The 17,873-nt window shown below is 71.5% G+C and carries 19 protein-coding genes; 9 read left to right on the top strand and 10 right to left on the bottom strand.

Annotated features, from left to right (window positions below):
* Window positions 1–347 precede the first annotated feature (347 nt).
* A complete protein-coding gene (locus ACS5PV_RS11095; protein ID WP_455395385.1) occupies window positions 348–1,964 on the top strand; it encodes a hybrid sensor histidine kinase/response regulator in 1,617 nt (538 codons plus the stop codon).
* Between the two features lie 92 nt (window positions 1,965–2,056).
* Here ACS5PV_RS11095 and ACS5PV_RS11090 read toward each other — a convergent pair whose 3' ends face one another.
* Window positions 2,057–3,271: an NADP-dependent isocitrate dehydrogenase gene (locus ACS5PV_RS11090; RefSeq protein ID WP_455395384.1), complete on the bottom strand. Its 1,215-nt coding sequence runs from the start codon at window positions 3,269–3,271 to the stop codon at window positions 2,057–2,059.
* Window positions 3,272–3,562: 291 nt separating this feature from the next.
* On the opposite strand from ACS5PV_RS11090, the gene ACS5PV_RS11085 reads away from it, so the two are divergent.
* Window positions 3,563–4,306 carry an RNA methyltransferase gene (locus tag ACS5PV_RS11085; protein ID WP_455395383.1) on the top strand — a complete coding sequence of 248 codons (744 nt, stop codon included), beginning with the start codon at window positions 3,563–3,565 and terminating at the stop codon, window positions 4,304–4,306.
* Window positions 4,307–4,309: 3 nt separating this feature from the next.
* Here ACS5PV_RS11085 and ACS5PV_RS11080 read toward each other — a convergent pair whose 3' ends face one another.
* A complete protein-coding gene (locus tag ACS5PV_RS11080; protein WP_455395382.1) occupies window positions 4,310–5,323 on the bottom strand; it encodes an NADP-dependent oxidoreductase in 1,014 nt (337 codons plus the stop codon).
* A 175-nt stretch (window positions 5,324–5,498) separates the two neighbouring features.
* Here ACS5PV_RS11080 and ACS5PV_RS11075 point away from each other — a divergent pair, with 175 nt between their 5' ends.
* A complete protein-coding gene (locus tag ACS5PV_RS11075) occupies window positions 5,499–5,918 on the top strand; it encodes a DUF4174 domain-containing protein (protein ID WP_455395381.1) in 420 nt (139 codons plus the stop codon).
* A gap of 79 nt (window positions 5,919–5,997) precedes the next feature.
* Here the strand turns inward: ACS5PV_RS11075 and ACS5PV_RS11070 are convergent, their stop codons facing one another.
* Complete coding sequence (locus ACS5PV_RS11070) at window positions 5,998–6,507, bottom strand: hypothetical protein (protein ID WP_455395380.1); 510 nt, start codon at window positions 6,505–6,507, stop codon at window positions 5,998–6,000.
* 133 nt (window positions 6,508–6,640) lie between these two features.
* On the opposite strand from ACS5PV_RS11070, the gene ACS5PV_RS11065 reads away from it, so the two are divergent.
* Genes ACS5PV_RS11065 through ACS5PV_RS11045 form a run of 5 tightly spaced genes read left to right on the top strand, consistent with a single transcriptional unit; the run spans window position 6,641 to window position 9,520 of the window.
* Window positions 6,641–7,438, top strand: a complete 798-nt coding sequence (locus ACS5PV_RS11065; protein WP_455395379.1) for a phosphodiester glycosidase family protein — start codon at window positions 6,641–6,643, stop codon at window positions 7,436–7,438.
* A gap of 57 nt (window positions 7,439–7,495) precedes the next feature.
* Window positions 7,496–7,999 carry a pantetheine-phosphate adenylyltransferase gene (gene coaD / locus ACS5PV_RS11060; protein ID WP_455395378.1) on the top strand — a complete coding sequence of 168 codons (504 nt, stop codon included), beginning with the start codon at window positions 7,496–7,498 and terminating at the stop codon, window positions 7,997–7,999.
* Between the two features lie 30 nt (window positions 8,000–8,029).
* Entirely contained in the window at window positions 8,030–8,572 is a 543-nt protein-coding gene (locus tag ACS5PV_RS11055; protein ID WP_455395377.1) for a peptidylprolyl isomerase, read from the top strand.
* Window positions 8,573–8,609: 37 nt separating this feature from the next.
* Window positions 8,610–9,068: a hypothetical protein gene (locus ACS5PV_RS11050; RefSeq protein ID WP_455395376.1), complete on the top strand. Its 459-nt coding sequence runs from the start codon at window positions 8,610–8,612 to the stop codon at window positions 9,066–9,068.
* Window positions 9,065–9,520, top strand: a complete 456-nt coding sequence (locus tag ACS5PV_RS11045) for a peptidylprolyl isomerase (protein WP_455395375.1) — start codon at window positions 9,065–9,067, stop codon at window positions 9,518–9,520. Before ACS5PV_RS11050 ends, ACS5PV_RS11045 begins: the two co-directional genes overlap by 4 nt.
* 244 nt (window positions 9,521–9,764) lie before the next feature.
* Here the strand turns inward: ACS5PV_RS11045 and mobA are convergent, their stop codons facing one another.
* From mobA to msuE, 7 genes are all read right to left on the bottom strand, one after another.
* Window positions 9,765–10,403 (bottom strand): molybdenum cofactor guanylyltransferase MobA, encoded by a 639-nt coding sequence (gene mobA, locus ACS5PV_RS11040; RefSeq protein ID WP_455395374.1) that lies wholly within the window; start codon window positions 10,401–10,403, stop codon window positions 9,765–9,767.
* On the bottom strand, window positions 10,400–11,527 hold the full coding sequence (locus tag ACS5PV_RS11035; RefSeq protein WP_455395373.1) for an Mrp/NBP35 family ATP-binding protein: 1,128 nt from the start codon (window positions 11,525–11,527) through the stop codon (window positions 10,400–10,402). The genes mobA and ACS5PV_RS11035 overlap by 4 nt, the downstream gene beginning before the upstream one ends.
* 406 nt (window positions 11,528–11,933) lie before the next feature.
* Complete coding sequence (gene ssuD / locus ACS5PV_RS11030; protein ID WP_455395372.1) at window positions 11,934–13,097, bottom strand: FMNH2-dependent alkanesulfonate monooxygenase; 1,164 nt, start codon at window positions 13,095–13,097, stop codon at window positions 11,934–11,936.
* A 237-nt stretch (window positions 13,098–13,334) separates the two neighbouring features.
* The gene (locus tag ACS5PV_RS11025) at window positions 13,335–14,159 is read right to left on the bottom strand and encodes an ATP-binding cassette domain-containing protein (RefSeq protein ID WP_455395371.1); all 825 of its coding nucleotides are present in this window, start codon (window positions 14,157–14,159) and stop codon (window positions 13,335–13,337) included.
* A 34-nt stretch (window positions 14,160–14,193) separates the two neighbouring features.
* Window positions 14,194–14,979 (bottom strand): aliphatic sulfonate ABC transporter permease SsuC, encoded by a 786-nt coding sequence (gene ssuC / locus ACS5PV_RS11020; protein ID WP_455395370.1) that lies wholly within the window; start codon window positions 14,977–14,979, stop codon window positions 14,194–14,196.
* A 6-nt stretch (window positions 14,980–14,985) separates the two neighbouring features.
* Window positions 14,986–15,930, bottom strand: a complete 945-nt coding sequence (locus tag ACS5PV_RS11015; RefSeq protein ID WP_455395369.1) for an aliphatic sulfonate ABC transporter substrate-binding protein — start codon at window positions 15,928–15,930, stop codon at window positions 14,986–14,988.
* Window positions 15,927–16,508 (bottom strand): FMN reductase, encoded by a 582-nt coding sequence (msuE, locus tag ACS5PV_RS11010; RefSeq protein ID WP_455395368.1) that lies wholly within the window; start codon window positions 16,506–16,508, stop codon window positions 15,927–15,929. The genes ACS5PV_RS11015 and msuE overlap by 4 nt, the downstream gene beginning before the upstream one ends.
* Before the next feature lie 555 nt (window positions 16,509–17,063).
* Here msuE and ACS5PV_RS11005 point away from each other — a divergent pair.
* Window positions 17,064–17,474: a tellurite resistance TerB family protein gene (locus ACS5PV_RS11005; RefSeq protein WP_455395367.1), complete on the top strand. Its 411-nt coding sequence runs from the start codon at window positions 17,064–17,066 to the stop codon at window positions 17,472–17,474.
* Window positions 17,475–17,873 lie beyond the last annotated feature (399 nt).

The raw sequence follows: 17,873 nt of genomic DNA, 5'->3' as shown, positions 1-17,873 counted from the left end.
TCGCTCTCCTCTGGAGGCAAGCACAGTTCGGCATCTGGCGCCCGTGTCAGAGCAGAGTCCGACGATCCTGTCCCGCCCCAGCGGTGTTGTGGCGGCGCAGAGCAAGTGCATCGGACGAGGGAGCGAGGAAAAGTCCGGTCGCGGCGATCGTTTGCCGCTTCGGCACCGCGTCTCGGCCGCCGCGGCCGCGATTGCAACCTTGCGTCCCCTGGCCTATCGAAGTCCCCAGGCGACGCCCGGTCGCGGTTGCAAGGGTCGTCTCGACCGTTGTGCAGGGGCGCCGAGTGTAGGATCCCTTGGCCGGGCAGGATCCTGGTCCGGAGCGGGATTGGGTCACCGGAGCGACGATGAGTGTGAAGCGAACGCCGACCGAACTCGGGACCCGGCCGACCGTGGCGGACGTGCCCACCGACGTCGCGGACCACCACAGCGACATCTTCTTCGCCGCCGTCGAGATGACGCGGATGCCGATGATCGTGACCGATCCGCGCCAGCCGGACAACCCGATCATCTTCGCCAACCAGGCCTTCCGGGCGATGACCGGCTACGCGCCCGAGGAGCTGGTCGGCCGCAACTGCCGCTTCCTGCAAGGGCCCGAGACCGACCGCGAGACGATCGCGGAGGTCCGCCGCGCCATCGCCGAGCGCAAGGAGATCGCGACCGAGATCCTGAACTACCGCAAGAATGGCTCGACGTTCTGGAACGCGCTGTTCATCTCGCCGGTCTACGATCCGAACGGTGAGCTGGTCTACTTCTTCGGCTCGCAGCTCGACGTGTCGCGCCGGCGCGACGCCGAGGAGGCCCTGCGCCAGGCCCAGAAGATGGAGGCCTTGGGCCAGCTCACCGGCGGCATCGCGCACGACTTCAACAACCTGCTCCAGGTCGTGGTCGGCTACGCCGACATCCTGCAATCGGGCCTGGGGGACCCGGCGGCGGATCCGCGCCGGATGACGCGCGCGGTCGACAACATCCGCAGCGCCGCCGAGCGCGCCACCACCCTGACCCAGCAACTCCTCGCCTTCGCCCGCAAGCAGCGCCTCGACGGGCGGGCGGTGAACCTCAACAACTTGGTCGAGGGGATGCGCGACCTCGCCGTCCGCACCCTCGGCGACGGGATCGCCCTCGCGGCGGAATTGCCCGAGGGCCTGTGGAACGCCCGCCTCGACCCGACCCAGACCGAGGCGGCGCTGCTCAACATCCTGATCAACGCCCGCGACGCGATGCCGGCGGGCGGCACGGTGACGATCCGGACCGAGAACCACGTCTTCACCGCCGAGGACCTGCCCTCCGGACTGCCCCAGCCCGGGCGCTACGTCTCGGTCGCGGTGTCCGACACCGGCGACGGCATGCCGCCGGAGATCCTGGCGCGGGTGATGGAGCCGTTCTTCACCACCAAGGAGGAGGGGCGCGGCACGGGATTGGGCCTCGCGATGGTCTACGGCTTCGCCAAGCAGTCCGGCGGCACCATCGTCATCGAGTCCCGGGCCGGCCACGGCACCACCGTGCGGCTCTACTTCCCGATGAGCGACAGCGAGGAGCGCCCGGCCCCCGGGCCCGGCCAGCGTGCCGACCAGCGCTCCGGCACCGAGACGATCCTGGTCGTCGACGACCGCCGCGACGTCGCCGAGCTCGCCCGGGCGATCCTGCGCGACTTCGGCTACACCACGCTGCTCGCCACCGACGGCCGCCAGGCCCTGGAACTCCTCGACGGCGGCGACCGGGTCGACCTCCTGTTCTCCGACCTCATCATGCCCGGCGGTATGAACGGCGTGATGCTCGCCCGCGAGGCCCGCCGCCGCCAGCCCCGCCTCAAGGTGCTGCTCACCACCGGCTACGCCGAGGCCTCGCTCGAGCGCACCGATGCCGGCGGCACCGAGTTCGAGATCATCAACAAGCCCTACCGCCGGATGGAGCTGGCGCGCCGGGTGCGGGCGGTGCTGGACGGGCCGACGGGGGTGACGTGAAAAACCCGCCCGCTGCCGGGAGGCCGCGGGCGGGTTTTTCGTCTTGCGCGGACGGGCAGCCGGGCGGAGCCCGGCCGCCCCGATGCGACGCCTTACGCCTTCATCGCGGTCTTCAGGTTCTCGTCGATCTTGTCGAGGAAGCCGGTGGTCGAGAGCCACTTCTGGTCGGGGCCGACGAGCAGCGCCAGGTCCTTGGTCATGAAGCCGGCCTCGACGGTGTCGACGCAGACCTTCTCCAGGGTCTCGGCGAACTTGGCGAGATCGGCGTTCGAGTCGAGCTTGGCGCGGTGCGACAGGCCGCGGGTCCAGGCGAAGATTGACGCGATCGAGTTCGTCGAGGTCTCCTTGCCCTTCTGGTGCTCGCGGTAGTGGCGGGTCACCGTGCCGTGGGCGGCCTCGGCCTCGACGGTCTGGCCGTCGGGGGTGAGCAGCACCGAGGTCATCAGGCCGAGCGAGCCGAAGCCCTGCGCCACGGTGTCCGACTGCACGTCGCCGTCGTAGTTCTTGCACGCCCAGACGTAGCCGCCGGACCACTTCAGGGCCGAGGCGACCATGTCGTCGATCAGGCGGTGCTCGTAGGTGATGCCGGCCGACTGGAACCGCGACTTGAACTCGGCCTCGTACACCTCCTCGAAGATGTCCTTGAACCGGCCGTCATAGGCCTTGAGGATGGTGTTCTTGGTCGAGAGGTAGACCGGGAACTTGCGGGCGAGGCCGTAGTTCATCGACGCGCGGGCGAAGTCGCGGATCGACTCGTCGAGGTTGTACATCGACAGGGCGACGCCGGCGCCCGGGAACTTGAACACCTCGCGCTCGATGACGGTGCCGTCCTCGCCCTCGAACTTGACCGTCATGCGGCCCTTGCCCGGCACCTTGAAGTCGGTGGCGCGGTACTGGTCGCCGTAGGCGTGGCGGCCGACCACGATCGGCTGGGTCCAGCCCGGCACCAGGCGCGGCACGTTCTTGCAGATGATCGGCTCGCGGAAGATCACGCCGCCGAGGATGTTGCGGATCGTGCCGTTCGGCGACTTCCACATCTCCTTGAGGTTGAACTCCTTCACCCGGGCCTCGTCCGGGGTGATGGTGGCGCACTTGACGCCGACGCCGTGCTTCTTGATCGCCTCGGCGGCCTCGATCGTCACCTTGTCGTTGGTGGCGTCGCGATGCTCGACCCCGAGGTCGTAGTATTCCAGCGGGACGTCGAGGTAGGGGTGGATCAGCTTGTCCTTGATGGACTGCCAGATGATCCGGGTCATCTCGTCGCCGTCGAGCTCGACGACGGGGTTCGCCACCTTGATCTTCGCCATGTCTGATCCAGCCTTCCGTGAACCGGGGGCCGCCCACATGCCCGCGTAAGGCACGCGGCCGGCCGTGGCGCGGTCATAGCGCGCTGCACAAACCTGGGGAAGCGCCGGGACGGAATGGTTTTTCGAGGCTGTCACGAAAAAAGCCCCGGCGCGGGGGCGCCGGGGCTGCAAGGAGGTCCGTGGAAAGAACGCGAACCGGGGGCGGCGGGTTCCCGGGCCGGCGCGAGGCCCCTTCGCGATCCGGACGCGAGGCCTTATGTGCCGGCGATCCGTTTCGTCCGACACCGCGCCATGACCGATCCTTCGCTGAACCGCCCCTGCATCATCCTGGTCGAGCCGCAACTCGCCGAGAATATCGGCATGACCGCCCGGGCGATGGGGAATTTCGGGCTCGAGGCCTTGCGGATCGTCAACCCGAAGGGCGGCTGGCCGATGAAGGGGGTGCGCGAGACCGCCTCGAACGCCACCCACGTCCTCGACGGCGCGACGATCTTCCCAACCGTCGCCGAGGCCCTGGCCGACCTGCACTACGTGCTCGCCACCACGGCGCGGGAACGCGGGCAGATGAAGCGGGTCTTCGGGCCGGACGAGGGGATGGCGGAGGCGGCAGGCCGCCTCGCCGCGGGGGAGCGGGTCGGCATCCTGTTTGGGCGCGAGCGGGTCGGGCTGTCGAACGACGAGGTGTCGCTGGCCGATGCCATCGTCACCTTCCCGGTCGATCCAGACCACGCCTCGCTCAACCTCGCCCAGAGCGTGCTCCTCGTCGCCTACGAGTGGCGCCGGGCGGCGGGGCGGGCGGTGCTGCCGTTCTCAGGGGCGATGCGGTCGGGGCCGGCGCCGCGGGAGGCCGTGATCGCGCTGTTCGAGAGCCTGGAGGCCGAGCTCGACGCGGCCGGCTACTACCCGCCGGCGAAGCGCGACGGGATGATCCGCAACATGCGCGACATGTTCCACCGCATGGCGATGACCGAGCAGGACGTGCGCAGCTTCCGGGGGGCGCTGCGGGCGCTGGCGCGGCGCCCCCCGGAGGAGTGACGCCTACAGCTTCACCACCAATTTCCCGAAATTGCGGCCCTTGAGCAGGCCGATGAACGCCTCCGGCGCGCTCTCCAGCCCCTCGACCACGTCCTCGCGGTAGCGCACGCGGCCCTCGCGCAGCCACTGGCCGACGTCGGAGAGGAAAGCCTGCTCCTGGTCGGCGAAGTCCCAGACGATGAAGCCGCGGAAGGTCAAGCGCTTGCTCAGCACCGCGCGCATCAAAGCCGGCACCCGGTCGGGCCCGGGGGGCAGCTCGGTCATGTTGTAGTTGGCGACGAGGCCGCAGACCGGGATGCGGGCGAAGTCGTTCAAGAGCGGCAGCACCGCGTCGAACACCGCGCCGCCGACATTCTCGAAATAGACGTCGATGCCGTCCGGGCAGGCCGCCGCGAGCGCCGCCGGCAGGTCGGCGGAGCGATGGTCGACCGCCGCGTCGAAGCCGAGCTCTTCCGTGAGGTGGCGGCACTTGTCGGCCCCGCCGGCGATGCCGACCGTCCGGGCGCCTTTGAGCTTGGCGATCTGGCCGACGAGCGAGCCGACCGGCCCGGTGGCGGCGGCCACCACCACGGTCTCGCCGGGTTTCGGCGCGCCGATGGTGAGGAGGCCCGTATAGGCGGTCATGCCCGGCATGCCGAGCACCCCGAGCGCCGTGGTGACGGGGGCGGCGGAGGCATCGAGCTTGCGCAGGCCCTGGCCGTTCGACACCGCAAAATCCTGCCAGCCGCCATAGGCCAGCACGGTGTCGCCGATCGCGAAGCCCGGATTGTGCGAGGCCACCACCTCCGCGACCGTGGCGCCGACCATCACCTCGTTGATCTCGACCGGCTTGGCGTAGGACTTCGCGGCGCTCATCCGGCCGCGCATGTAGGGATCGAGGGAGAGGTAGCGGTTGCGCAGCAGCACCTCGCCCTCCTTGGCCACCGGGACCGTGCCACGCTCGACGCGGAAATGGGCCGGATTCGGCTCGCCGTGCGGCCGGGACGCCAGGACGATGCGGCGGTTCACGTCGGACATGCGGGACCTCCCCTGTGGGTTCTTGCGCGGGCGCGGCCCCCGGCCCCGCTCGCGCCCGGTGTCGCACTTGGGACGCGAGGCCCCGCGCGTCAACGCCGCGCTGGCCGGACATCGCCGGAGCCTTACCTGCGAGAGGCGCGCCGGGCCGTCCGGCGCCGCCGCGAAAGGGTTCGGCATGATTCCGTCGTCGCTCCTCGCCTCGCTCCTCGCCGGCCCGCTCGTGCTCGCGGCGATCCTGCCGGCCGCCTCCGCCGGGTCCGACCTCGACCGCTACCGCTGGAAGTCCCGGGTGCTGGTGATCGCGGCCGCCGCCGACGATCCCCGTGCCGCCGCGCAGGGGCGCATCGCCGAGGCGGCGGGGGCCGGGATGCGCGAGCGCGACCTCGTGGTGGTGCGGGCGATCGGGGAGGGGTCCGAGGCCATGGCCCTGCGCCGCCGCCTCGGCCTGCCGGCGACCGGGTTCCGCGCGGTGCTGGTCGGCAAGGATGGCGGGGCGAAGCTCACGGCCGCGGAGCCGATCCCGGCCGAGCGGCTGTTCTCCACCATCGATGCGATGCCGATGCGGCAGGACGAGGCCGCGGGGCGGCGGAACTGATCGCGAGCCAAGGAAGCAGGGCACGAAAAAAGGGCCGCCCTCGCCGGGCGGCCCTTTTCCCTGCCGATGCGGCTTCCGCTCAGTAGCAGCGGGTCACGAGGACGCGGCGGTAGCCGTAGGGCGTCCAGCGCACCCGGGGCACCTCGTAGCAGCCGCCGCCGTAGCCGTAATCGTAGCCGCCGCCGTAATACCCGACCGGGGCGTAGCCGTAGCCGTAGCCGCCATAATACGGGTAGGCCGAGGCTGCCGCGAGGCCGAGACCGAGGCCGATCCCCAGGCCCGCCGCGCCGTAGCCGAAGCCGCCGTAGCCGCGGCGGTAGCCGTAGCCCCCGCGCCAGCCGCCGTAGCCGCCGCGGTACCCGCCGAAGCCGACCCCGCGATAGCCGCCGAACCCGCCGCGGTACCCACCGAAGCCGACGCCGCGATAGCCGCCGAAGCCGCCCCGGAACCCGCCGCCATGGAAGCCGCCGAAGCCGCCGCCGCCGCGGAACCCGCCGCCGCCGAAGGCGAAGCCGCGGGCTTCCGCGGTGGCCGGCACGGCCAGGAGCGCGCCCGCCAGGACCGCCGATGCCGCCAACATGCCCTTCATGATCCGATCTCCCTCGAGAGAGTGTCCGACCCCCAGGCCCTCAAAACACGCAAGCTCGATGATCGGTTCGTGCTGCAAAACGTCACGATCGCTCTATACCGGTAGCGCGAAAACCGGACGGAGTGCGGGGACAATGACGGCGGCGAAAGCGGGACGGATCGGGATGTGGCTGCTCGGGGCGGGCCTGTGCTGGCTCGCCGCCGGCCCTGCCCCAGCGGCACGCGCCGCCTCCCCTTCGGTCGCGCCCGCGCCGTCGGCATCCGCCGCCTCCTGCCGCCCGCAGACCCACGAGGGCCAGGCCTACGCCGTCTGCACCGTCGATCTGCGGCGTGCCCGGGTGAAGCTGTTCTGGCGCGGACCCGACGGCCTGCCCTACGGCTCGCTGTCGCGGCTCGCAGGCCAGCAGGGCGACAAACTCGCCTTCGCGATGAATGCCGGCATGTACGACAACGGCCTCGGCCCCGTCGGCCTCTACGTCGAGGACGGGCACGAGCTGAAGGCGGCCAACACCGCCAACGGCCCGGGCAACTTCCACCTCAAGCCGAACGGCGTGTTCTACGTCGCCGGCGACCGGGCCGGCGTGCTCGAGACCGGCCGCTACCTCAAGGTCCATCCCCGGGCCGAGTTCGCCACGCAGTCGGGTCCGATGCTGGTGATCAACAACCGCATCCACCCCAAGATCTCCGAGGACGGGCCCTCGCAAAAGATCCGCAACGGCGTCGGCGTGCGGCCGGACGGGCACACGGCGGTGTTCGCGATCTCGGAGGCGCCGGTGAGCTTCGGGGCCTTCGCGCGGCTGTTTCGCGACGCGCTCGGCTGCCCCAACGCGCTGTTCCTCGACGGCAGCGTGTCGAGCCTCTACGCCCCCTCGCTCGGCCGGCAGGACCTGAGCCGGCCGCTCGGGCCGCTCGTCGGCGCCGTGACCAGGTGAGCGGGCCGACGGGACGGGCGGTTCCGTCAGGCCCGAAAATGCTCTAGGGGGACCACGATGAACCGCACCGCGCTCTATGCCGGCTCCTTCGATCCGGTGACCAACGGCCATCTCGACGTGGTGCGCCAGGCCTGCCGCCTGGTCGGCTGCCTCGTCGTGGCGATCGGCGTGCATCCGGGCAAGACCCCGCTGTTCTCCGCCGAGGAGCGGGCGGAGCTGATCCGGGCCACCTGCGGGCCGCTCGCCGCCGAGACCGGGACGAGCCTCGAGGTGGTCACCTTCGCCGACCTCGCGGTGGCGGCGGCGCGCCGGCACGGCGCCAGCCTGTTCATCCGCGGTTTGCGCGACGGCACCGATCTCGACTACGAGATGCAGCTCGCCGGCATGAACGGCGCGATGGCGCCGGAGGTGCAGACCGTGTTCCTGCCGGCCTCGACCGGCGTGCGGCCGATCACCGCCACCCTGGTCCGCCAGATCGCCGCCATGGGCGGCGACGTGCGGCCCTTCGTGCCCGCGGCGGTAGCCGACCGCCTCGGCGCCCGCTTCGCCCCGTCCGCCTGACGCAGGCGTTCTTCCACCCAGGAGACCCCCATGATCCGCTGGCTCGCAGCCCTGGTGCTGTCCGTTGCCGCCTTCGCCGCCCCGGCGAGCGCCGCGCCCGACCAGAACACCGTCTACCTCGACACCAAGGACGGCCGCATCACCATCCAGCTGCGCCCGGACCTCGCGCCCAAGCACGTCCAGCAGATCAAGACGCTGACGAAGCGCGGCTTCTACAACGGCATCGTCTTCCACCGCGTCATCGACGGCTTCATGGCCCAGACCGGCGATCCGACCGGCACCGGCATGGGCAAGTCCGACCTGCCGAACATCCCGGCGGAGTTCTCCAAGGCGCCGTTCAAGCGCGGCACCGTCGGCATGGCCCGCTCGCAGGACCCGAACTCGGCCAATTCCCAGTTCTTCATCTGCTTCGGCGACGCCTCGTTCCTCAACAACCAGTACACGGTGGTGGGCGAGGTGACCTCGGGCATGGACGTGGTCGACAAGATCAAGAAGGGCTCGTCAGCCCAGAACGGCACCGTGCAGAGCCCGGACAAGATCGTCCGGATGAGCCTGGCCCAGGACGGCCAGTAAGGCCTTGCGCGGCGGGCTCCGGCCGGGCGGTCCCCTGATGAGGAGAATTCTGGCCGGCCTCGCGCTGGTCCTCCCGGCCGCGCCCGCCGCCGCGCAGTTCGACGTGTACGACAACCCCTCGGTGCTCTCGCTGCCGACGACCCTGCGGGCGACCGTGCGGGTGCCGGTGGCGAGCCCGCCCCAGGGGTCCGCCGACACCCTCGCGGCGCTCTATCCCCGGCTCGCCGCCTGCTGGCGCCCGTCGGCGGGCCTCGGGGCCGCGGCGATCACCGCGCGCTTCGCCCTGCGGCGGGACGGGAGCCTCCAGGGCACCCCGCGGATCACTTTCGCGCGCGTGGCCGAGGAGCGCCGCGCCGCCTTGACCGCCGAGACCCTCTCGTCGCTGGCCCGCTGCACCCCGGCGCGGCTGACGGCGGGGCTCGGCGGCGCCGTTGCGGGGCGTCCCATCGCCCTGCGTTTCGTCTACCCTGGTCCGAATCAAGGAGACCGACCATGACCGACAGCAACCGACTCGTGATGGAGACCAGCAAGGGCCGCGTGGTCATCGAGCTGCGCCCCGACCTCGCCCCCAACCACGTCGAGCGGATCAAGACCCTCTCGCAGCAGGGCTTCTACGACGGCGTGCCGTTCCACCGCGTCATCGACGGCTTCATGGCCCAGACCGGCGACCCGACCGGCACCGGCACCGGCGGCTCCGAGCTGCCGGACCTGAAGGCCGAGTTCAACGCCGAGCCGCATGTGCGCGGCACCTGCTCGATGGCCCGCACCAACTTCCCGCACTCGGCCAACTCGCAGTTCTTCATCTGCTTCGGCGACGCCAAGTTCCTCGACCGCCAGTACACGGTGTGGGGCAAGGTGGTCGAGGGCATGGAGGTGATCGACCAGATCAAGCGCGGCGAGCCGGTGCGCGATCCCGACACCATCACGTCGATGCGCGTCGAGGCGTAAGGCCGGGATCCGGCGAGCCCTCGGCTACCGATACGCGCGCGCGAACCCTCCCCCCTCTGCGGGGGAGGGTGGCCCGCGGAGCGGGCCGGGAGAGGGGCAGCGCGACGCTGGTCCAGCGGGCGCCCTTCACGACGGTTCGGTTCTTTCCGGAAACGTGGTTCCCCTCTCCCGCCCGGCGCACGAGTGCTTCGCACTCGCAGCCGGGCACCCTCCCCCGCAGAGGGGCGAGGGTTATGCCGGCGCTTCACTGGATCGGCGCTCGGCCCTCGTTCGCCACCAGCCGCTCCGCCGCCGAAAAATCCTCCGGCGTGTTGAGGTTCAGGAACGGATCCACCGGCTCCACCCCCCACGCCGCCTCCGCGGCGTTGTGCCGGGCGATCCACATGCCGACCCGCCGCAGGCCCCGCTCGACGAGGGCCGCCCGCAGGTCGTGGCGCAGGCCCACCGCCCAGAGCCCGTTGACGAAGTGCAATTGCCCGTCGGAGGCGGCCACCGCCATCTCGACGCCGTCGCGGGCGCGCGCCGCGTGCAGGCGTTCGACGAAGTCGTGCGGCAGGAACGGCGTGTCGCCGGCGACGCTCGCGACGTAAGGAACGTCCGGGTGGTGGCTCGCGCAGAAATCGAGGGCGGCGAGCACCCCGGCGAGGGGTCCGGGCGCGTCGGGCACGGAATCCGGCACCACGAAGCCCGTGAAGGTATGAAACCGCCCAGGATCGCCGTTGGCGTTGAGGATCAGCCCGGCGGCGCATTGCGGGCGCAAGCGCTCGGCCACGCGTTCCAGCAGGGTCCTGCCGCCGAGCCGCAGCAGCGGCTTGTCGCCGCCGCCCATCCGGCGGGCGAGCCCGCCGGCGAGGATCACCCCGAGGGTCGGCGGCGTGCTCACTCGATCACGATCCGGGGCGCCGGGCGCGGGCCGGCGCCGCCGCTGAGGTTGGCCCACAGGCCCGCGGCGATCGCCCGGTAGGCGGCGGCCTGCGGCCCGTCGGGATCGACCGCGACGACCGGACGGCCGGCATCCGATGATTCGCGGATCGTCATGTTGAGCGGCACCTCGCCGAGGAACGGCACGCCCATCGTCTCGGCCTCGTGGCGGGCGCCGCCATGGCCGAAGATGTGCGAGGTGCCGCCGCAATGCGGGCAGACGAAGGTCGCCATGTTCTCGACCACGCCGAGGATCGGCACCTCGACCCGGCGGAACATCGTCACCGCGCGCCGCGCGTCGATCAGCGCCAGGTCCTGCGGCGTCGAGACGATCACCGCGCCGGCAAGCGGCGTTCCCTGCGCCAGCGTCAGCTGCGCGTCGCCGGTGCCGGGGGGCATGTCGACGACCAGGACGTCGAGCTCGCCCCAGGCGACCTCGCGCAGGAGCTGGGTCAGGGCCGACTGCACCATCGGGCCGCGCCAGATCATCGCCGTGTCGGCGGAGATCAGGAAGCCGATCGACATCACCGCGAGGCCGTAGCCGTTGAGCGGCACGATGCGCTGGCCTTGCGGCGTGTTGATCGTCTCCGGCTTGCGGTCGAGGCCGAACAGCTTCGGCACCGAGGGGCCGTAGATGTCGGCATCGAGCAGGCCGACCTTGAGCCCCTGCGCGCGGAGCGCCAGGGCGAGGTTACAGGCGGTGGTCGACTTGCCGACGCCGCCCTTGCCCGAGGCCACCGCCACGATGTGGCGCACCCCCGGCAGGGCCGGGCCGGGACGGGGACCGCCCTGGGCGCCACCTTGCGGCGCGGCGGGGCGCGGGGCGGGGCCGGCGCCGCGCTCGGCGGTGAGGCTCGCGAGCGCCGCCTTGACGCCGGGCACCTTCAGCACCGCGATCTCGGCCGCCTGCCGCACCGCCTCGAAGGCCTTGGCCTCCGGCGGCGCGATGCCGATCGAGAACACCACCCGGCCGGAAGGGTCGATGACGATCTCGGACAGGCGGCCGGAGGCCGGCAAACTGGTGCCCGCCGCATCGACCGTCACGCCCGCGAGCGCCTTCAGCACGTCGTCCCGGGTGATCGCCACGTCGCCTCGCTCCTGTCCGCTGCTCGTCGTCCCGGCGTCATGTAACCCCTGCGCCGGGAAACGCCAGCGCGGCGGGAGCGGCCACGGGTCGGGGTCGGCGTGGGGCGCAGGCCTCACGAATGGTCAGGAGGTTGGCTCCAGGGGGTGGGAGCCGCCGCACGGGCCTTGCCGCTCCGTCCCACCCCCGACGGTTGAGAACGAGGCGGACGACGTCCCGCTTCATCCTGGAGCGTCAGCGGTCATGGGTCCCGGGTCCCGCTGCGCGGCCCCGGGATGACGTGGAGAGTGCCGGCTCTGCGGGATCCGATCAGACGGGCTCCGACACATCAGGACGAGGTCGCTGACGAGAGGAACGCTTCAATCGAGGCAGACGGGACTGCGCGCTCGACGCCGCCCGACCACCTCCTCAATGCGCCGCCACCCCCCGCGTCGGCACGATGTCGTTGGCGATCACCTCGCCGAACGGGCCGTCGTTGCGCGCGCCCGTCGCCGCCGTCCCGGTGGTGCTGCGCAAGGGGAGCTTGGGGAAGACCAGCTCGGCGAAGCGGTAGGCCTCCTCCAGGTGCGGGTAGCCCGAGAGGATGAAGCGGTCGATGCCGAGATCGATGTACTCCTTCATCCGGTCGGCGACCTGGTCGGGGGAGCCCACCAGCGCCGTGCCGGCGCCGCCCCGCACCAGGCCGACGCCGGCCCAGAGGTTCGGCGAGACCACGAGCTTGTCGCGCTTGCCGCCGTGCAGCTGCATCATCCGGCTCTGGCCGACGGAATCCTGGCGCGCCAGGGTCGCCTGCGCCTTGGCGATGGTGGCGTCGTCGAGACGCGAGATCAGCGACTCGGCCGCCTCCCAGGCCGCGCTTTCCGTCTCGCGCACGATGACGTGCAGGCGGATGCCGTAGGAGAAGGTCTTGCCGCGCTTCTCCGCCGCCTCTCGGGCCCGCGCGATTTTTTCCGCCACGCCGGCCGGGGGCTCGCCCCAGGTCAGGTAGACGTCGCAATGCTCGGCCGCGACCTCGATCCCGGCCGGCGACGAGCCGCCGAAGTAGAGCGGCGGGTAGGGCTTCTGCACCGGCGGGAAGATCAGCCGCCCGTCCTCGAGCCGCAGGTGCTCGCCCTGATAGGTCACCGTCTCGCCGGAGAGCAGCCCGCGCCAGACCCGCAGGAACTCGTCGGTCACCGCGTAGCGCTCGTCGTGGGCGAGGAACACGCCGTCGCCGCGCAGCTCGACCGGATCGCCGCCGGTGACCACGTTGATGAGGAGGCGCCCGTCCGAGATCCGGTCGAGGGTCGCGGCCATGCGGGCGGCGGTGGAGGGCAATTGCAGGCCCGGCCGCACCGCCACGAGGAAGCGCAGGCGCTTCGTCAGGGGGGCGAGCGCCGAGGCGACGACCCAGGAATCCTCGCAGGAGCGCCCGGTCGGCAGGAGCACGCCGAAATACCCGAGCTCGTCGGCGGCCTGGGCGATCTGGCGCAGGTAGGGCAGGGTGACAGCCCGCGCACCCTCTTGCGCGCCGAGGTAGCGGCCGTCGCCGTGGGTGGGCAGGAACCAGAGGACGTCGGTCTGGCCGGTCATGGGGGACTCCGTGAAGGGGTTTTGGCGCCTGGTCGGCGGCCGCTTTCCAATCATCCCAACCCGCAACCTCATCCTGAGGTGTCGGTCGATCAAGGATCGACTGACCTCGGAGGAGGGCTCCAGAAACCCCTGCGACCCCTGGAGCCCTCCTTCGAGGCTCCCTGACGGTCGCACCTCAGGATGAGGTCGTGGGTGGGATACGGGTCTGGATGGTGGGCTTGTCGGTCGAGGAGCCCGTCAGGCCCGCCCATCCAGGAGATGATCGAGGATGCGCCCTTCCAGGGCCGCCAGCTCCGGGTCGCCGCGCCGGCGCGGGCGGGGCACCGGCACCGCGACGTCGAGGGCGATGCGGCCGGCATCGACCACCAGGATGCGGTCGGCGAGCGCCACCGCCTCGGCGACGTCGTGGGTGACGAGGAGGGCGGTGAAGCCCTGCGCGCGCCAGATCCGCTCGATCATCGCCTGCATGTCGATGCGGGTCAGCGCGTCCAGCGCGCCGAGGGGCTCGTCGAGGGCGAGCAGCCCCGGGCGGCTGACGAGGGCGCGGGCGAGCGCCACCCGCTGGCGCTGCCCGCCCGAGAGGGTCGAGGGCCACTGCCCCGCCTTGTCGGACAGCCCCACCTCCTTCAGCGCCGCGGCGGCGCGCTCCCGCCGCTCCGCCGCCGAGCCGTCGCGCAGGCCCACCGCGACGTTGTCGAGGACCCGCGCCCAGGGCAGCAGCCGCGGCTCCTGGAACATGATCCGGCGCGGGGCCTCGGCCCCCTCGATCGCGATGCGGCCCGCGCTCGGCGCCTCGAGGCCGAGGATCAGGCGCAGCAGGGTGGACTTGCCGCAGCCCGAGCGACCGACCACGGCGACGAACTGGCCGGCCGGGATGTGCAGGTCGAGTCCGTCGATGACGGGCTTGCCGCCGTCGAAGCTCTTCGACAGGCCGCGGAGGGTGAGGCCGAGGCCGGCCGTCGTCGGCTCGCGGGCGATCTCGCGGTCGCGGGCGTCGCGGCGCAGGCGGGTGGGGGCGGCGGGCGAGAAGCCCTCGAACCGGCGAAGCGTGCTGGCGATCATGGAGAGAGAGTCCTGGACGCGGGTCTTTGGAGGGTCAGGCCGAGCGGTAGGCCGGGTTCCAGGCGAGGCAGGCGCGCTCCAGCTGGCGGGTCAGCAGGTCGGCGACCTTGCCGAGCAGCGCGTAGATCAGGATCGCCAGCACCACGACGTCGACCAGCATGAACTCGCGGGCCTGCATCGCCATGTAGCCGAGCCCCGAGGAGGCCGAGATCGTCTCGGCGACGATCAGCGTCAGCCACATGATGCCGAGCGCGTAGCGCAGGCCCACGAAGACCGAGGGCAGGGCGCCCGGCAGCACCACGCGGCGAAACAGTTCGGCCCGCGACATGCCGTAGATCCGGCCCATCTCGACCAGCTGCGGATCGACCGAGCGGATGCCGTGCAGGGTGTTGGCGTAGATCGGGAAGAACACGCCGAGCGCCACCAGGAAGAGCTTCGCTTCCTCGCCGATGCCGAACCACAGGATCACCAGCGGGATCAGCGACAGGTGCGGGATGTTGCGGATCATCTGCACGGTGGTGTCGGTGAGCCGGTCCGACACGCGCGACAGCCCGTTGGCGAGGCCGAGGGCAAAGCCGATGCCGCCGCCTATGAGGAAGCCGCTCGCCGCCCGCAGGAAGCTGACGCCGAGATTGGTCCAGAGCTCGCCGGTCTCGGCCATGCGCCAGCCGGCGGCGGCGACGTCGAGGGGGGCGGGCATCAGCCGGGTCGAGACGAGGCCGGCCGAGCCGGCGATCTGCCAGCCGACGAGGATCGCGGCCGGCAGCAGCCAGGGGGCGAAGCGCCGTGCGGCGGAAGCGGGGGAGGGGAGGGTGGGCATGGAGGGTCAGCCGTTCTGGGAGACGGGCGTGCGGAGCGCATCGGCGATCCGGATCGGGCGCGGGATCAGCGAGAGGGCGTGGAAGCGGTCGGCGACGCGCTGCTGCTCGGCCACCGCGCTCGCGGTCATCGGCCCGAGGACGAAGTCGGTGCGGTCGACCGCCCGGCGGGTCGCGGGCAGCGGCACGCCGGTGCCCTTGGACAGGATCGCCGCCACCTCGCCCCGGTTGGCCTCGCACCAGCGCGCCACGCCCGAAAGCGCGTCGAGCGCCGCGTCGAGCACCGGCCCGCGCTCGGCGGCGAGGGACCGGTGGGCGAGGAGGAAGCTGTTGGGCCTGGCGATGTCGTTGGCGAGCGTCAGCACCCGGGTCGTCGGCTGCATCTCCGCGATGGCGAAGTACGGATCCCAGATCGTCCAGGCATCGACGCTGCCCCGGGCGAAGGCCGCCGCGGCGTCGGCCGGCGCCAGGGTCACCGGCTCGATGTCGCGGTAGGTCAGGCCCGCCTTCTCCAGGGCCGCGATGGTGAAGTTGTGCGCGCTCGACGCCTTGGCGAAGGCGACGCGCTTCCCCCGCAGGTCCGCCAGGGTGCGGATGGGGGAATCCCTCGAGACCACGATCGCGGCGCCCGAGCCCGCGGCCTCCTGCGCCGCCACGTAGACCAGCGGCGACCCGGCGGCCTGCGCGAAGATCGGCGGCGCGTCGCCGGTCGAGCCGAGATCCAGGGCGCCGAGGCTGATCGCCTCGAGGAGCGGCGGGCCGAACGAGAACTCGACCCAGGCGACGGTGACGCCGAGAGGCTTCAGCCTCGCCTCGATCGCGCCCTGCTGCTTGGCGACGACCAGGATGCCGCTCTTCTGGTAGCCGATGCGCAGGGTGTCCCCGGCCGCGGCGCGGGCCGGCAGGGCGGCGCCCGCGAGCGCCGCCGCCAGGAGGGTGCGCCGGTCGATCACCGGGCGCCCCCGGCGACGCGGGCAAGCGGCGCCGCTTCCGTGGCGCGGGCGCCGGCGAGGGCGGCGAGCTGGCCGCCGGCCTCGGCCACCCGCTGGCGGATCGCCGCGGACTCGAGGCCGCCGTCGCGAAAATCGGCGTCCGAGGCGTAGACGGCGGTCGGCACCGTGAGCGCGGTGAAGAAGCCGAAGAGCGGGCGCAAGCTGTGCTCGACCACCAGCGCGTGGCGCGGGCCGCCGCCGGTGGCGACGAGCGCCACCGGCTTGCCGGCCAGGGCCTCCGGCGCCACGAGGTCGAACAGGTGCTTGAACAGGCCCGTATAGGCGCCCTTGTAGACGGGGGTGCCGACCACGAGGGCGTCGGCCTCCTCCACCGCCTCGACAAGGCGGCGGGCCGGCAGGGAGAGCTGGTCGCGGGTGAGCGCGGCCCCGAGGCCGGGGCCGGCATCGACGAGGTCGAAGATCCGCACCTCGACCGGCAGCCGTACGGCAGCCTCGGCGGCGACCGCCTCGACCAGGGTGCGGGTCTTCGAGGGCCGCTGGATGTTGGCGGAGAAGCCGACGAGGCGCGGTCGCGTCATGAGGATCGATTCCGATGGTCTGGGACGGGGCTCGGGCGGAGCGTCGCGGCCCCGGTCTTCGATGCCCAAGGATGCCGCCGGGGCCGGGATGCGTCAATGAAATGAGATTTTAAATGCGCGTATAGCGGGAGTTGATCCTGCTACGGCGGCCATGGAAGAGAGAAGATAAGGCTTGGTTCCCGGTCCGGAACGAGAATGATCCTGGATTTATCGTGGAATATGCTGGTGCGACCATGGTTGTCGTCACAGGGCGGCGTTTCGTCGGGCAGCGCGGCCGTGCGAGACCTATGCCGGCGGCCGGGCTGCCAGCATCCAGCATCTTCAAGCATTGGCGCGGGATTAATTTCGACCGACAAACGTGTGGAAGAAAAACCGGCCGGTATATGGGAGCTTAAGCCGGCAAATGGAATACGCCCAGCGCGAAAAATACTCTCTCTCGATAAGCCGCGTGGCGATCGACACCGCCGCATCGTTGCGGTAATCGACCGCCTGCGCTGATCGTCGACTCAGCACACTTCCAGAGCACTTGGCCAGGGGCCCCCGACGATGTTCAACATGTTCAAGTCGCAGACCTCGCTCGACCTCACGCCGCGGACCTGCCTCGCGGTCTCGCTGATCTACTGCATGAGCGCCGACGGCGAGATCGACCCGGAGGAGGTCGGCCACCTGATGTCGGTGCTCGGCCGCAACGCGACGCGCCAGAGCCTCGAAGCCGCCGTCAAGTACGCCCGCGCCACCCAGCCGGCCCAGTTCCTGGCCGACGCCGCGCCGCGCCTGCGCCCGGAGCAGAAGCTCTGCATCATCCTCAACATGATCGACAGCGCCATGGCCGACGGCGAGGCGGAAGCCGGCGAGCAGCAGCTGATCATGCAGTTCTCCCAGGCCTTCGGCCTGTCGGAGAACGACCTGACCCCGTACTTCAAGGCCCTGGTGGCGAAGAACGACCGGGCGGTGCTGGATCGGTGAGGGAGGCGCCGGGCGCAGTCTGAGGCGATCGCTCCCGGACCGGCACGGGAATTCCCCTTTCCCCGCCCGCGCAGGGCTGTCCGGGGAAAGGGAAGAGCGCGGGTTTCCCCCTCCCCCCAACGGAACTCGGGCATGCCCGAGTTCCGCATCCACTTGCCCAAGTCGGGCTTGCCCGACTTGGGTCGGGGGAGGGTGGCCTACGGAGTGGGCCGGGAGAGGGGCAGCGCGACGCTGATCCAGGGGGCGCCCTTCAGAACGGTTCCGCTTCATCCGGAAGCGGCGTCCCCTCTCCCGACCCCCGCTAACGCGGGGGCCACCCTCCCCCGCAGAGGGGGGAGGGAAAACCCGCGCCCCTTTCTTCCCGGACAGTCCTGCCGTCCGCGGGGAGAGGCGGACGCG

The organism is Methylobacterium sp. Gmos1 (assembly GCF_053764715.1).
Note: the sequence above shows the minus strand (reverse complement) of the source record. Positions and strands in the feature narration are given on the sequence as shown.

Coding starts and splice junctions, on each gene's coding strand:
- ACS5PV_RS11095 (WP_455395385.1), top strand. CDS start 348: ATGAGTGTGAAGCGAACGCCGACCGAACTCGGGACCCGGCCGACCGTG.
- ACS5PV_RS11090 (WP_455395384.1), bottom strand. CDS start 3,271: ATGGCGAAGATCAAGGTGGCGAACCCCGTCGTCGAGCTCGACGGCGAC.
- ACS5PV_RS11085 (WP_455395383.1), top strand. CDS start 3,563: ATGACCGATCCTTCGCTGAACCGCCCCTGCATCATCCTGGTCGAGCCG.
- ACS5PV_RS11080 (WP_455395382.1), bottom strand. CDS start 5,323: ATGTCCGACGTGAACCGCCGCATCGTCCTGGCGTCCCGGCCGCACGGC.
- ACS5PV_RS11075 (WP_455395381.1), top strand. CDS start 5,499: ATGATTCCGTCGTCGCTCCTCGCCTCGCTCCTCGCCGGCCCGCTCGTG.
- ACS5PV_RS11070 (WP_455395380.1), bottom strand. CDS start 6,507: ATGAAGGGCATGTTGGCGGCATCGGCGGTCCTGGCGGGCGCGCTCCTG.
- ACS5PV_RS11065 (WP_455395379.1), top strand. CDS start 6,641: ATGACGGCGGCGAAAGCGGGACGGATCGGGATGTGGCTGCTCGGGGCG.
- coaD (WP_455395378.1), top strand. CDS start 7,496: ATGAACCGCACCGCGCTCTATGCCGGCTCCTTCGATCCGGTGACCAAC.
- ACS5PV_RS11055 (WP_455395377.1), top strand. CDS start 8,030: ATGATCCGCTGGCTCGCAGCCCTGGTGCTGTCCGTTGCCGCCTTCGCC.
- ACS5PV_RS11050 (WP_455395376.1), top strand. CDS start 8,610: ATGAGGAGAATTCTGGCCGGCCTCGCGCTGGTCCTCCCGGCCGCGCCC.
- ACS5PV_RS11045 (WP_455395375.1), top strand. CDS start 9,065: ATGACCGACAGCAACCGACTCGTGATGGAGACCAGCAAGGGCCGCGTG.
- ssuD (WP_455395372.1), bottom strand. CDS start 13,097: ATGACCGGCCAGACCGACGTCCTCTGGTTCCTGCCCACCCACGGCGAC.
- ACS5PV_RS11025 (WP_455395371.1), bottom strand. CDS start 14,159: ATGATCGCCAGCACGCTTCGCCGGTTCGAGGGCTTCTCGCCCGCCGCC.
- ssuC (WP_455395370.1), bottom strand. CDS start 14,979: ATGCCCACCCTCCCCTCCCCCGCTTCCGCCGCACGGCGCTTCGCCCCC.
- msuE (WP_455395368.1), bottom strand. CDS start 16,508: ATGACGCGACCGCGCCTCGTCGGCTTCTCCGCCAACATCCAGCGGCCC.
- ACS5PV_RS11005 (WP_455395367.1), top strand. CDS start 17,064: ATGTTCAAGTCGCAGACCTCGCTCGACCTCACGCCGCGGACCTGCCTC.